Origin of the sequence: Nesterenkonia pannonica (assembly GCF_019575955.1) — a bacterium.
GTDB lineage: Bacteria > Actinomycetota > Actinomycetes > Actinomycetales > Micrococcaceae > Nesterenkonia > Nesterenkonia pannonica.
The window spans coordinates 145,121-157,122 of the sequence record NZ_CP080575.1 but is presented as its reverse complement, the minus strand read 5'-3'; the positions used below and the strand labels follow the sequence as shown (position 1 = coordinate 157,122).

Here is a 12,002-nt window from a genome sequence, read left to right as displayed (position 1 = left end):
CGCAGAGCCGCCATCGAGGCGCCGATCACCGCGACCGCCCCCAACGCTCCAAGAGCCCAGGCCAGAGGCTCGGCGAGCCAGCCTCCGGCAGCACCCAGAGCCACACCCGCAGCACCACAAAAAGTGCGGCCTTGATCACCAATCCGGAGAGCAAAGGGGACACGACGCTCGGGGCACTCGAGTGCGCGCTGATCAGCCACGCATGCATAGGCACCAGCGCCACCTTCAGGCCCATGCCGACGGTCATCAGGCCCGCCGCCATCAGCAGAGCAGCCTCCTGCTCGGCGCTCGCCTCATGCATCGCAGCGCCCGTCTGCGCGATGTCCAGCGTCCCCGTCACCGACACCAGAAGGCCGACGCCCACCAGGAACAGCAGAGAGCCCAGCACCGCCACGAACAGGTACCGCAGCGCTTACCACGCACCCCGGCCGCCGAGGGCCACCAGCGCCACCGCGGTCAGGCCCACCAGCTCAAGGCCCACATAGGTGTTGAACAGGTCCCCGAGACGAAGACAGCGTTCAGGCCCGACAGGCAGCCGAGCCACAGCGGCCAGAACCCTCCCGGAGTGTCCTTCGACGTGGCCGCGAAGACACTGAGCACCACGGAGACCAGGGCCGCCAGGGCCAGGAAGACCGCACTCAGGCCATCTGCGCGCAGATGGATGCCCAGCGGGGCTCCGAAGCCGCCCAGGGCGACCTCCTGCACACCGTGCAGGGACACCTCCGCCGCCAGCAGGACGCCCAGAACGCCGGTCAGCAGCGTCGAGCCCAGCCCCACGATGCGTGCGGCCCGGGGCCCAGGAGTGCGACCGCCGCCGCAGCCGCCAGAGGCAGCAGCACAGCGGCCCCCAGGACGAACGCCATGCTCACGGGTCCTCACCCGCCTCTTCGATCCGGCGGATCAGCACCGCGCCGAAGCCCGTGAACGCCACCGTGATGACCAGGCCGGTGATCACCAGGGCAGAGAGCAGCGGCTCCGTGCCCTCAGGTGCACGAGCTGCGATCGCCATCAGCACCAGCAGCGAGCCGACGCCCACCACATTCATCGCAATGAGCCGCGCCACCGCGTCCCGCACCAGCAGCATGCGCACCGTGCCGGACACAGCCACGGCGGTGCCCAGAATCAGGTAGAGAGCAGCGGTGCTCATACGACGGCCCCTCGCTCCTGCTCTGCGGCTCCACGGCCAGGAAGATCGCATACAGGCCCGCGGCGATGCCCACCGTCAGCAGAATCTCCACGGTGAGGACAGCGGCGAATGCCCACTCCGGGGCCCACCCCAGCCAGTCTCCGGTGGCCGCATACCCCACCAGCCCTGCCGCGATGAATGCCAGAACCCCCACCACCAGGGCAGGGCGCAGCAGCACCCGGTGCACGAATGACAGATCCGCCCCGAGACGCGAAGCAGAATGAGCAGCGCCGTCAGCACCGCCCCGGACTGAAACGCCCCGCCGGAATCCGTGCTCCCGGCGAACAGCAGCCACATGCCGGCGACCAGAAGCACCGGCGCCGCCGCACGGACCATCCAGCTCAGGTTCCGAGGCACCACAGAGAAGGTCTGCGAGGCGCTGAGCCGCGCCGGGTCCATCAGCGCCAACGCCCCCAGGGCCGCCAGCATCAGCACCCCCGACTCCAGCAGCGTGTCATAGGCCCTGAACGCCAGGAGCACCCCGTGATGCCGTGCTCGACGCCGGTGCTCGGCAGCTGCTCGGCCAATGGCTCAGACCAGCCGGGAGACTGCTGCTCCAGCGCAGGCGCTGCCCGCAGCCAGGCCGCCCCCAGCACGAGGGTGATCAGGACCCCGGCCACCGTCCCGAAGAGTGCGGCCGGAGCTGCGGGCATGCCGCGCGACTCCGACGATGGGGCACGCTGCGGCGCTGCGGCGAGGATGACGAGCACAGCGCCCAGAAGGCCGCCGCCGAGCCCAGCCTCCGCGAGCCCCACATCCACGCTGCCCATACGCAGCCACACCAGGGACGCGAGCACACCCAAGACCAAGAACCCCATGGCCTGCGCCATCCGCAGGGGGCAGAGACCACCACGCTTAGCCGCGGCCAGCGTCGCGGCCGCCAGAATCCAGTCGACCAGACCTGCTTCACCCATCGGCCGCCTCCCCGCCGTCCAGAGAGTCAGCCTCGACGGCGCCCAGAGCGCGCGCCGACACCGATGCGGCCGCGAGCGCCAGCAGCCAGGTCAGCAGGGCCGCCCCGGCGACGGTGACGCTGCCCAGCAGGACGGCAGCGCGCGAGCATCAGGCCCAGCCCGAGGTTGTCGGCCTTGGTCAGTGCGTGCAGCTGGCTCCGCACGTCCGGAAAGCGGAGCAGGCCCACCGTTCCGGCCGTGAAGAACAGGGCGCCGACCACCACCAGCGCCAGGCCGAAGAGATCCGCCGCGACGCTCATGAGGGTCCATCCTGAGCGTTCCGCCAAGAATCGGTGGCCGCGTGCTCCACAGCGTCTCTGCCGCGTGCGTTCGGCAGTGCGGCACGGACCGCCGCCGTCACAGCAGCGGTGCCGGTGAGCACCAGCGCCACGTCGAAGTATCGGTCCCCGTCCTCGGCTGTCACAGCGAGGATTCCCGCCAGCGCAGCGCCCGAGGTTCCCGCCAGGAGGATGACCAGCAGCCAGGAGTAAGCACGACGGCGATGGGCGCAGATCACCAGGGCTGCCACCAGGTTCAGCACCAGGACGACGAAGACCGCCGCGAGCACAGTCTCAACCAACGATCCTCCTCTGGGCGCATCCCACGGGGTCTTACCCCTCGTCAGCGGGCACGGGACATCACGATTCTGTCAGCTCCCGCCTGAACGGACCTGCAGGGCGGCTGACCGGACGCCGGACAGTCGGTTCATCTTCGGTTCACCATGGGTTAAGCATCTGGTCGCTTACACTCCCTTGAATGGGACATGTTCCGGGCCGCGGCGCCCGCCGGACTGAATCAGCGTTCGCGCGATTCGCATTCTGCAACGAAAGAGGAACAGTTTTTGACGACGATTGCGCGGGAGGCAGGCCCCAAGAAGCTTACCGCTGAGGCTTCACCCCTCGACCTCCGCGTCCCAGCGAGGCCCATCTGGCTCGCGAGCGCAAGCGGGCCAAGCGCCGTCAGAGCTCCAAGAACTGGTCGCTGTTCCTTCTGTTCGCTTACCCCAACATTCTGCTGATCCTCGCGTTCATCTACTACCCGCTGATCAGCAACATGTACTACTCCACCCTGGACTGGAGGCTCGGCGCCCCGACGGCGAGCGCAGTGGGGCTGGACAATTACATCCGCTTCTTCACCTCGCCGGACGGCATCGAAGTGTGGAGAGTCACCGCCATCTTCACCGCCGGAGCCGTCATCGGCTCGATGGTGCTGGGCCTGCTGATCGCCCTGGTGCTGAACAAGAGGATCCCCGGGCGGACCGCCGCGCGCACGGCCGTCTTCAGCCCCTATGTGCTCTCCGGGGTCGGCGTCGCACTGGTCTGGATGTTCATCTTCGACCCCACCGCGGCGCCCTGGCGCACATCCTGGCCGCCTTCGGCGTCAGCTCCCCAGCCTGGTTCCTCGACAGCGACTGGAACCTGCTGATGGTCATCATCGTCTACGTCTGGAAGAACTTGGGCTACTGCGCCGTCGTCTTCCTCGCTTACCTGCAGTCGATCCCCAAGGACCTGATCGAGCAGGCGATGATCGACCGGGCCGGGGCGGTGCGCCGATTCTTCAGCATCACTCTGCCGCTTCTGACGCCTACCGTGTTCTTCCTGCTGGTCACCAACATCATCTTCTCCATGACCAACGCCTTCGACATCCTCCGGGTCATGACGCCCACCGGCAACGGCACCAACACCATCATCTTTGAGATCTACCTGCAGGCCTTCGGGCAGTACAACCGGGTAAGCTACTCCGCAGCGATCTCCGTGGTGCTCTTCTTCACCCTCTTCCTCGTCACCGCAGCCCAGATGCGCTTCATCGAGAGGAAGGTGCACTACCGATGAGCACCACCTCCCAGAAGCTAGCCCAGACCTCCGGCGGCACCGCGGCGAAGACGCCGACCCAGCACCGCGTGCTGCCGGAGTGGCGCAAAGCCTTCACCCGGCAGAACCTCGCGGACACCATGCTCACCGGCTACCTGCCGATCCTCGTCGCCCTGCTGATCATCGTGCTGCCCCTGGCCTGGATGATCTCCTCGAGCTTCAAGCCGGTCAACGAGATCATCACGCTCAGCCCCACGTTCCTGCCCCAGGATCCCAGCCTCGACAACTACGAGACCGTGGACCGGCGGATCCCGCTGCTGACCGTCTTCCAGAACAGCCTCATCGTCACCGCCGTCGGCTCCGTCATCAAGGTGGTGCTCGCGATCACCACCGCATACGCGCTGGTCTTCATCCGCGTCCCCGGAGCCAACCTCATCTTCCTCGGGATCCTGGTGGCGCTGATGGTGCCCCGGAGGTCTCCATGCTCCCCAACTTCATGACCATCCAGGCCCTCGGCGGACGCGACACCCTCTGGGGATCATCCTGCCCGGACTGGGCACCGCATTCGGCACATTCCTGCTGCGGCAGCACTTCAAGTCCCTCCCCAAGGAGCTCTTCGAGGCAGCCGAGCTCGACGGCGTAAGCCACTTCCGCAAGCTCGTCCAGATCGCCGTGCCGGTCTCCGCGCCCGCGATCGCCACCGTCACCCTCGTCACGGTCGTCAACGAGTGGAACAGCTTCCTCTGGCCCCTGATCATCACCGACACCCGGGGCAGCATGACCCTACCGGTGGCCCTGAACCAGCTTCGAAGCGTCGAGGACGACGTCGCCAGCTACGGAGTGCTGATGGTAGGCGCGGTGCTGGTCATCATCCCCATGCTCATCGTCTTCGCCGCTTTGCAGCGCTACATCGTGGCAGGCCTGACCCAAGGCGCGGTCAAGTAGCGCCCCTCGACCACCCCCACTCGTGCACCTGAATCACCACACTGAGGAGAACACCATGAGCACTCTGATCAGCCGCGACGCCTGGAAGGGACTCGCGGCCGTGAGCATCGCCAGCCTCGCACTGACCGCCTGCGGCCCCGACGTCGGCGACGACGGAGGCGAGGAGGAGGAGGCCGAGGCCACCGACTGGGACGGTGTTGAGTAAGCCGACTCCATCACCTTCGCCACCAACCACCCCGGGGCTCCGAAGACCTCGAGACCGAGATGATCGAGGATTTCACCGCCGAGACGGGCATCGAGGTGGAGGTCATCACCTCAGGCGCCGACTACGAAGAGACCTCCCAGTGGTTCCAGACCGGAGGCGGCTCCAACGCTGACGTCATCGTCCTCTCCGACGCCACCTGGTTCCCCAACTATCTCAACGGCGCCCTCGCACCCGTCGACGACGTGCTCGACGCCGCAGAGGTCGACACCGACGGCTATGTGGACGCCCTCTACGAGGACTACCAGTACGAGGGCAGCCATTACAGGGTGCCCTACGCCCGCTCCACCCCGCTGTTCTACTACAACGCTGACCACTACGAGGAAGCCGGCATCGACAGCCCGCCGGAGACCTGGGACGAGGTCGCCGAGAACGCACAGACCATCGTCGACGAAGGCATCGCAGACTACGGCTACGCCTTTCCGCCCTCCAACGAGTACCCCGCCTGGGGCATGGCGAACCTCGTCTGGGGCTACGGCGGTGCCTGGTCCGACGAGTGGGACTTCTCCACCGTCAGCAGCGAAGAGACCGTCGAGGCCATCGAGTTCGCCCAGTCCGGCGTCCAGGACGGATGGGCCAACGTGGCAGCCACCTCCCAGACCGACGACTTCGCCTCCGGCGTGGCCTCGATGACCATCCAGTCCACCGGCTCCCTGGGCGGAATCCTCGACTCCGCCGACTTCGAGGTCGGAACAGCCTTCCTTCCCGACGGCCCCGAAGCCGAGGGCGAGACGCCCACAGGCGGCGCTACCTGATGCTGGCCTCCCAGTCCGACCCCGAGGCGCAGCTGGCCGCAGCCATGTTCATGGGCCACCTCACCAGCGCGGAGTCCCAGGCCTTCTTCTCCGAAGGCACCGGGTATGTGCCCTCCCACACGGAGGCCGACATGTCCGGCGTCTACGAGGACCAGCCCCAGTTCGAAACCGCCGTCGACCAGCTCGATCGCGCCCGGGTGCAGGACAACGCCCGCGTCTTCCTGCCGGGCGCCGACCTGGAGCTCGCCCAGACGCTGGAGAGCATCCTCACCTCTGACGCCGACGTCGCCGAAGAGATGGAGCGCGTCGAGGACGAGTTCGAGTCCCTCTACGAGTCCGACCTCGCCGACGAAGTGGAGTGATGCCCGGGGCTGCCCCGTCCGGCCCAGGGTCCCTGCCGCGCACTGCGGCAGGGACCCTGCCTGCATGCGCCGGGGTAGGCGCAAGGAGCACTCCTCGGTAGTGTGAGGTGCGACGACGTCGACTTCCAGGAGGAACCCCATGGCCGAGAAGACTCCCCACCAGAACGTCACCTTTCCTCCCGGGCTCCGATGTGACCAGCACAGGCCACGGATACCTTGCCACTCCACCATCGGGCTCCGGACCCGCTGTCATCGTCATCCAGGAGTGGTGGGGCTGACGGACCACATCAAGGAGGTCGTCGACCGCCTCGCCGTCGAAGGCTTCGTCGCCCTGGCCCCCGACCTCTACGGCGGATGGATCACCCACGACGGCGACGAGGTAGGCGAGATGATGTCAAGCTCCCCGCCGAGGAGGGCGCTCGCCAGCTCGCAGGGGCCACCGACTTCCTGCTCGCCCACGAGACCACCACCTCCAGCACAGTCGGCGCGATCGGCTTCTGCATGGGCGGAGGATTCGTCCTCGCGCTCGCCGCCCAGCAGGGCGACAAGGTCTCCGCCGCCGTTCCCTTCTACGGCGTCGGGCAGGCAGTCCCGAGTCCTACAGCGGCCTGACGGCCGCCGTCCAGGGCCACTACGCCAAGCAGGACCAGATGTACCCCGAGGAGGACGCCCGCCGTCAGGAGGCTCAGATCCGCGAGGAGTCCGGCGCCGAGGTCGAGTTCTTCTACTACGACGCAGGACACGCCTTCCACAACGACACCAACGCGATCGGCACCTACGACCCGGACAGGGCCGCCGAGGCATGGGGACGCGCGGTCGACTTCCTGCGCAAGAAGGTGGCCTGAGCCCATCAGCGGCCCACACGTCTATAGGCTGGAGCAGTGAGCGACAGCCCCGCCCCTGAGGACAATCCGCCCGGACTCTCCGGCATGACGCTCGGCGTGGTCCCAGGAGCATCCCCGACAAGTGGGTGGGGCGGTGGCGCGCGCGCTTTCCCGACATTCCTCTGACCGTCAGCTACTTCGACGATCCGGGCGGCGATGACCCCGACGCGGCCCGTGTGCGCCTGACCCAGGGCACCGTCGACATCGCCTACATGCGCAGCCGCGAAGGCGCCGCACCCGAGGTGCCCGACCTGCACCGCGTGGTGCTCTACACCGAAGACCCTGTGGTCTGCGCCGCCCGCAGCCACTGGATCGCCGCTGCGGAGGAGTCTGTCACCTGGGCGGACATCGCCGAGGAGACCTTCTTCACCCCGGCCGACATGACACCCGGCCAGGAGCCGGAGCCGCATGTGCCGCACAGCGGCGAGGAGCTCGCCCGGGCCGAACGGATCGCGATGGAAGTCGTCGCCTCCGGTGCGGGGCTGCTCCTGCTGCCCAACTCGTTCGCCCGCGCCCTCTCGCGCAAGGACGTCATCATCCGACGGGTGGAGGACCAGCCCGGGTACGACGTCGCGCTCGCCTGGCTGCGGGAGAGGGACAGCGACGAGATCCAAGAGTTCGTGGGCATCGCCCGCGGACGCAAGCCCCAGTCAGCGAGGACCCAGCTGGCCGGGGCGTCCAAGAAGCCGCCCAAGCAGGCCTCCGGCCGGACTCCCGCAGACGGTGGTGAGAAGCGTAGGAACAGGCAGTCGGGTCCCCGGCAGGGAAGACGGCCCGCGGCGCGGCGGCGCAGAGGCTGACCCTCACCGGCCTTCAGCGTCTCCTCAGCGGGCGTCCAGCCTCGGCGTTCTACAGTGGTGCCATGACTGAGGAGAGCATGACCACCACCACCGTTCCCGAGCCCACGCAGCTCGGCCAGCTCCGGCGCGAGCGGCTGCTCTCGGCACGCCTGTACGTGTGCACCGACCTGCAGCGGTTCATCACGAACCCAGAGGCCGGGCCGGTCGATGAGCTGGACCTCGAGGCGCTCAGGCGCTTCTACGCTGAGGCGTTCGAAGGCGGAACCGACATCATCCAGGTCCGGGACAAGCAGGTCTCCACGCAGACCGAGCTGACCGCGCTCACACTCCTCAAAGAGGTGGCCGACTCGTACGGCGGGCTTTCTGCCGCGAACGACCGTGCCGACCTGGCACTGATCAGCGGCGTGGACGTCTTCCATGTGGGCCAGGATGACCTCAGCACGGAGCAGGCCCGGCAGATCCTCGGCGACGATGTCCTTATCGGACTCTCCTGCCGCACCTTCGAGCAGGTGCGCGACGCCGCAGCAGACCCGGGGCTGGACTACTACTGCACCGGGCCCGTCTGGGAGACGCCGACCAAGCCCGGTCGTGCAGCCGTGGGCACCGAGCTGCCGGCGCAGGCCTCACAGCTGGACACGGGCAAGCCGTTCTTCGTGATCGGGGGCATCAACGCGCAGAACATCGGCGAGGTGACCGCAGTGGCGCCGATCGAGTGGTCGTGGTGCGCGCCGTCACCGAGGCGCCGGACCCCGCTGCCGCCTCGCGCGAACTGGTGGAGAAGCTCCCCGCCTGACGGGTGCCGGCGGCGGAACCCGGAAGAAGTCAGCCCGGACGGATGTTGGAGATCCACGGAACCTGACCCTTACGATGCGAAGGAGCGCCACCTGTGACCAGCGCCAGCGCCATGGAGAAGACCCTCGACCGAGACGCCATCGACCGCCTCTTCGAGGGGTCCCACACCACCAACGCCTTCACCGCCGAGCCCGTCGACCTGTCCCTGATCCAGCAGGTGTACGAGGACCTGCGCTGGGCCCCGACCGCGTTCAACGCCCAGCCGCTGCGGCTGAGCGTCCTCACCGACGGTCCCAGGCGCGATGCCGTCATCGAGCACATGATGAAGGGCAACCAGGACAAGACGAAGGCCGCGCCGCTGACCCTCGTGGCGGCCTACACCGCTGACTGGCACGAGCACCTGCCCACGCTGCAGCCCCAGCGGGGGCGCCCGCGAGCGCTTCGCCGACGCCGAGAAGATGCGCGAGGACGTCGGCAAGCAGTCCGCCCTCATCCAGGTCGGCTACCTGATCACCGCGCTGCGGGCGCACGGGCTGGAGGTGGGACCCATGACCGGGCTCAAGGCCTCCGCCTTCGATGAGGAATTGCATGCCGAGAACGGATGGAAGACCCTCGTAGCCATCAACGTGGGCCACGCAGCCGATGCAGAGGACGCATCAGCGGTGGGCGAGCGGGCCGGACGCCTGGAGTTCGCGGAGGCCTCCCAGATCCTCTGAGGAAGAATCCAGGGACCGTGGCTTGAGCATCAAGGCCTGACCAGTAGTTTTCACCTGTACGCGACAGATGACAGATCCCCACGAAGGAGGATGCTCATGGCTGACATCACCGGCAAGAAGATCGCAATCCTGACCACCAACGGCGTCGAGCAGCCCGAGCTGACCGAGCCCAAGAAGGCCATCGAGTCCGCGGGAGGCACGGCAGTGGTCGTCTCCCCGAAGAGGGCTCGATCCAGGCGATGAAGGGCGACTGGGAGCACGCCGACCACTTCGACGTCGACGTCACGCTCGCCTCCGCCGATGCCTCCGACTACGCAGGCCTGGTCCTGCCCGGCGGCACGCTCAACGCAGACACCGTGCGCATCGACGAGAACGCCCAGAAGTTCGCGCGAGCATTCTTCGACGCGGGCAAGCCCGTCGCAGCCATCTGCCACGGCCTGTGGATCCTCACCGAGATCGGCGCAGCGCAGGGCCGCACCGTCACCAGCTTCCCCTCGCTGACCACCGACCTGAAGAACGCCGGCGCACGCTGGGTCGACGAGTCAGTCGTCGTCTCCGACGGCCTCGTCACCTCCCGCACCCCGGATGACCTCGAGGACTTCAACCGCGAGTTCATCAGCCTGGTCGAAAAGGCCTGAATCAGAAGGTCCTGACCTGATCTGGGACGCATGCCACAGGGGTCCGCAGTAGGCTTCCGGCGGCGGGCCCCGGCCGTCCCAAATCCGTCATGCGGGCCGCCCCTGAGGTAGTACACTGACTCCCACGCCGTGACCGTGGGATCACTCGCACTCATCACGGCGTCCAGCGGCTGTAGCTTAGTGGCAAAGCTTCTGCCTCCCACGCAGACGACGCGGGTTCGATTCCCGTCAGCCGCTCACATGAGGGTCATGCACCCTCCCTCCGAGAGCTCAGGCTCTCTGCCAGACCTCGCCGCCCAGCGGCCTTCGACCCGAAGGTGGTCCCCTTTGTCTACCGCTGTCGTCGGAGCCGGAGTGGTGGGCCTGCTGACTGCGTGGCAGCTTCGCCTCACCGGCCACGCGGTGACGATCTTCGATCCCGCTCCGCCTCCGACTCCTCCTACGCCGCAGCAGGAATGCTCGCCCCGCTCAGCGAGGTGCAGTACGGACAGGAGGAGCTGTGGCCGCTCATGGCCGCTGCCCTCGAGCACTACCCCGAACAGCTCGCTGAGCTCCAGAGGGCCGTCCGTGTACCCACCGGCTACTGGGAGAACGGAACCCTGCTGGTCGCCGCCGACCCGGGGACCGCAGCGCCGTCGACGACCTCGTGGCAGTCCACCGATCCCACGGCATGGAGGTTGAGCCTCTGACCTCGCGCACGCTGCGGGCGCGCGAGCCCGCACTGGCGTAAGCCATCGCCAAAGCATGGGACGTGCCGGGGACCACCAGATCGATCCCCGCCAGTTCGTGGCCGCCCTGACGGCCGCGCTCAACGCAGACCTTGACCCGACCTCCTTCCCGAACAGCCGGCCCTCCCGCCGCGTGGCGGGCCGAACGCGTCACAGACATCCGGCACGAGCTCGGCGGGGTGCAGCTGAGCACCGAGCAGGATGAGGAGCACGACGCGGCCGCCGCGGTGCTGGCTCCGGGGCTCGGCTACTCCCAGATCACCGGCATTCCGCGAGAGCACCCCAGCTGGACCTCCGGCCCGTCTACGGGGACATCCTCCGGCTGCGGTACACCGACGGGCAGCTCAGCGCCGGGGAGCGGCGCCTCATCAGCGCCACCCTGCGCGGCCGGGTGTCCGGACGCCAGGTCTACCTCGTGCCCCGCGAACGGGAGGAGCTGGTCGTCGGAGCCTCCGTCCGTGAGGACGGGCGCGCCAGTGCGCACGTGGGCTCCGTCGCCGAGCTGCTCGCCGATGCCATCGCGCTGCTGCCCGCGGTGCGGGACATGCAGCTGCACGAGGTCACCGCACGGGCCCGGCCGGGCACCCCGGACGACCGTCCCTACCTGGGGCTCCTGAGCCCCGCCGTCGTCGTCTCCACCGGGTACTCGCGCCACGGCATCCTGCTCGCTCCTCTGGCAGCCCGACTGACCGCAGGCATGCTCAACGGAACGCTCACCGAGACGGACCGGGCCCACCTGGAAGCGATGAGCCCCGGTCGGCACCGGTGAAGCGCCGCCCGGGAACACCGCCTGCGGCACTGGTGTTGAATAGGGCCTATGCCCACAGTCACCATCAATGACACCTCCACAGCCCTCCCGGAGTCGGCCACCGTGCTCGACGCCGTGGCCCAGACCACCGGCAGGGAGCTGCAGCAGGACGGCACTCCGGCTGATGGCCGCAGGCTCGGGGTCGCGGTCGCGGTCGCCGGGGAGGTGCTGCCGCGCAGCAGGTGGTCCTCCACGACGCTCGCCGACGGCACAGAGCTGGAAATCGTCACCGCCGTGCAGGGCGGCTGAGGCTTGAGAGAGGCGCAGATGCAGAAGGAGCCCATGCCCACCCCCAGACCCCGCCCCTGATGATCGGCGACTACTCGCTGGACTCCCGGCTCATCATGGGCACCGGGGAACCA

The 12,002-nt window shown here is 68.1% G+C and carries 18 protein-coding genes, 1 tRNA gene and 5 pseudogenes; 17 read left to right on the top strand and 7 right to left on the bottom strand.

Annotated features, from left to right (window positions below; translation table 11 throughout):
* Positions 1–25 precede the first annotated feature (25 nt).
* The 7 genes from K0H76_RS01220 to K0H76_RS01190 form a co-directional block, all read right to left on the bottom strand.
* Complete coding sequence (locus K0H76_RS01220; protein ID WP_258934169.1) at positions 26–388, bottom strand: hypothetical protein; 363 nt, start codon at positions 386–388, stop codon at positions 26–28.
* Between the two features lie 68 nt (positions 389–456).
* Positions 457–777: a hypothetical protein gene (locus K0H76_RS01215; protein ID WP_258934168.1), complete on the bottom strand. Its 321-nt coding sequence runs from the start codon at positions 775–777 to the stop codon at positions 457–459.
* An 88-nt stretch (positions 778–865) separates the two neighbouring features.
* Positions 866–1,147 carry an NADH-quinone oxidoreductase subunit K gene (locus tag K0H76_RS01210; protein ID WP_258934167.1) on the bottom strand — a complete coding sequence of 94 codons (282 nt, stop codon included), beginning with the start codon at positions 1,145–1,147 and terminating at the stop codon, positions 866–868.
* A gap of 75 nt (positions 1,148–1,222) precedes the next feature.
* On the bottom strand, positions 1,223–1,615 hold the full coding sequence (locus tag K0H76_RS01205; protein WP_258934166.1) for a hypothetical protein: 393 nt from the start codon (positions 1,613–1,615) through the stop codon (positions 1,223–1,225).
* On the bottom strand, positions 1,615–2,100 hold the full coding sequence (locus K0H76_RS01200) for a hypothetical protein (RefSeq protein WP_258934165.1): 486 nt from the start codon (positions 2,098–2,100) through the stop codon (positions 1,615–1,617). Before K0H76_RS01200 ends, K0H76_RS01205 begins: the two co-directional genes overlap by 1 nt.
* A gap of 26 nt (positions 2,101–2,126) precedes the next feature.
* Entirely contained in the window at positions 2,127–2,399 is a 273-nt protein-coding gene (locus tag K0H76_RS01195; RefSeq protein ID WP_258934164.1) for a monovalent cation/H(+) antiporter subunit G, read from the bottom strand.
* Entirely contained in the window at positions 2,396–2,719 is a 324-nt protein-coding gene (locus tag K0H76_RS01190) for a hypothetical protein (protein WP_258934163.1), read from the bottom strand. The genes K0H76_RS01195 and K0H76_RS01190 overlap by 4 nt, the downstream gene beginning before the upstream one ends.
* Positions 2,720–3,066: 347 nt before the next feature.
* On the opposite strand from K0H76_RS01190, the pseudogene K0H76_RS01185 reads away from it, so the two are divergent.
* The 17 genes and pseudogenes from K0H76_RS01185 (at position 3,067) to thiS (ending at position 11,889) form a co-directional block, all read left to right on the top strand.
* Positions 3,067–3,971, top strand: a pseudogene (locus tag K0H76_RS01185) (sugar ABC transporter permease).
* Between the two features lie 119 nt (positions 3,972–4,090).
* A pseudogene (locus K0H76_RS01180) lies at positions 4,091–4,895 on the top strand (carbohydrate ABC transporter permease).
* 55 nt (positions 4,896–4,950) lie between these two features.
* On the top strand, positions 4,951–5,100 hold the full coding sequence (locus tag K0H76_RS01175) for a hypothetical protein (protein ID WP_258934162.1): 150 nt from the start codon (positions 4,951–4,953) through the stop codon (positions 5,098–5,100).
* A gap of 59 nt (positions 5,101–5,159) precedes the next feature.
* The gene (locus K0H76_RS01170; RefSeq protein ID WP_258934161.1) at positions 5,160–5,912 is read left to right on the top strand and encodes an extracellular solute-binding protein; all 753 of its coding nucleotides are present in this window, start codon (positions 5,160–5,162) and stop codon (positions 5,910–5,912) included.
* Positions 5,912–6,274 carry an extracellular solute-binding protein gene (locus K0H76_RS01165; RefSeq protein WP_258934160.1) on the top strand — a complete coding sequence of 121 codons (363 nt, stop codon included), beginning with the start codon at positions 5,912–5,914 and terminating at the stop codon, positions 6,272–6,274. Before K0H76_RS01170 ends, K0H76_RS01165 begins: the two co-directional genes overlap by 1 nt.
* Before the next feature lie 354 nt (positions 6,275–6,628).
* Complete coding sequence (locus K0H76_RS01160; RefSeq protein WP_258934159.1) at positions 6,629–6,886, top strand: dienelactone hydrolase family protein; 258 nt, start codon at positions 6,629–6,631, stop codon at positions 6,884–6,886.
* Positions 6,887–6,924: 38 nt separating this feature from the next.
* Entirely contained in the window at positions 6,925–7,119 is a 195-nt protein-coding gene (locus K0H76_RS01155) for a dienelactone hydrolase family protein (RefSeq protein WP_258934158.1), read from the top strand.
* A gap of 125 nt (positions 7,120–7,244) precedes the next feature.
* Positions 7,245–7,958 (top strand): LysR substrate-binding domain-containing protein, encoded by a 714-nt coding sequence (locus K0H76_RS01150; protein WP_258934157.1) that lies wholly within the window; start codon positions 7,245–7,247, stop codon positions 7,956–7,958.
* 77 nt (positions 7,959–8,035) lie between these two features.
* Positions 8,036–8,751: pseudogene (thiE, locus tag K0H76_RS01145) on the top strand (thiamine phosphate synthase).
* Between the two features lie 93 nt (positions 8,752–8,844).
* Positions 8,845–9,330 carry a nitroreductase family protein gene (locus K0H76_RS01140; RefSeq protein ID WP_258934156.1) on the top strand — a complete coding sequence of 162 codons (486 nt, stop codon included), beginning with the start codon at positions 8,845–8,847 and terminating at the stop codon, positions 9,328–9,330.
* Entirely contained in the window at positions 9,299–9,466 is a 168-nt protein-coding gene (locus K0H76_RS01135; RefSeq protein ID WP_258934155.1) for a hypothetical protein, read from the top strand. The genes K0H76_RS01140 and K0H76_RS01135 overlap by 32 nt, the downstream gene beginning before the upstream one ends.
* A gap of 96 nt (positions 9,467–9,562) precedes the next feature.
* Positions 9,563–10,104, top strand: a pseudogene (locus K0H76_RS01130) (type 1 glutamine amidotransferase).
* A gap of 166 nt (positions 10,105–10,270) precedes the next feature.
* Positions 10,271–10,341, top strand: a tRNA-Gly gene (locus tag K0H76_RS01125).
* Positions 10,342–10,353: 12 nt separating this feature from the next.
* A pseudogene (locus K0H76_RS01120) lies at positions 10,354–10,488 on the top strand (hypothetical protein); the annotation flags it as partial.
* The gene (locus K0H76_RS01115) at positions 10,479–10,793 is read left to right on the top strand and encodes a hypothetical protein (protein WP_258934154.1); all 315 of its coding nucleotides are present in this window, start codon (positions 10,479–10,481) and stop codon (positions 10,791–10,793) included. The pseudogene K0H76_RS01120 and the gene K0H76_RS01115, both read left to right, overlap by 10 nt.
* 325 nt (positions 10,794–11,118) lie before the next feature.
* Entirely contained in the window at positions 11,119–11,601 is a 483-nt protein-coding gene (locus K0H76_RS01110; RefSeq protein WP_258935297.1) for an FAD-dependent oxidoreductase, read from the top strand.
* Positions 11,602–11,649: 48 nt separating this feature from the next.
* A complete protein-coding gene (gene thiS, locus K0H76_RS01105) occupies positions 11,650–11,889 on the top strand; it encodes a sulfur carrier protein ThiS (RefSeq protein WP_258934153.1) in 240 nt (79 codons plus the stop codon).
* Positions 11,890–12,002: the final 113 nt, after the last annotated feature.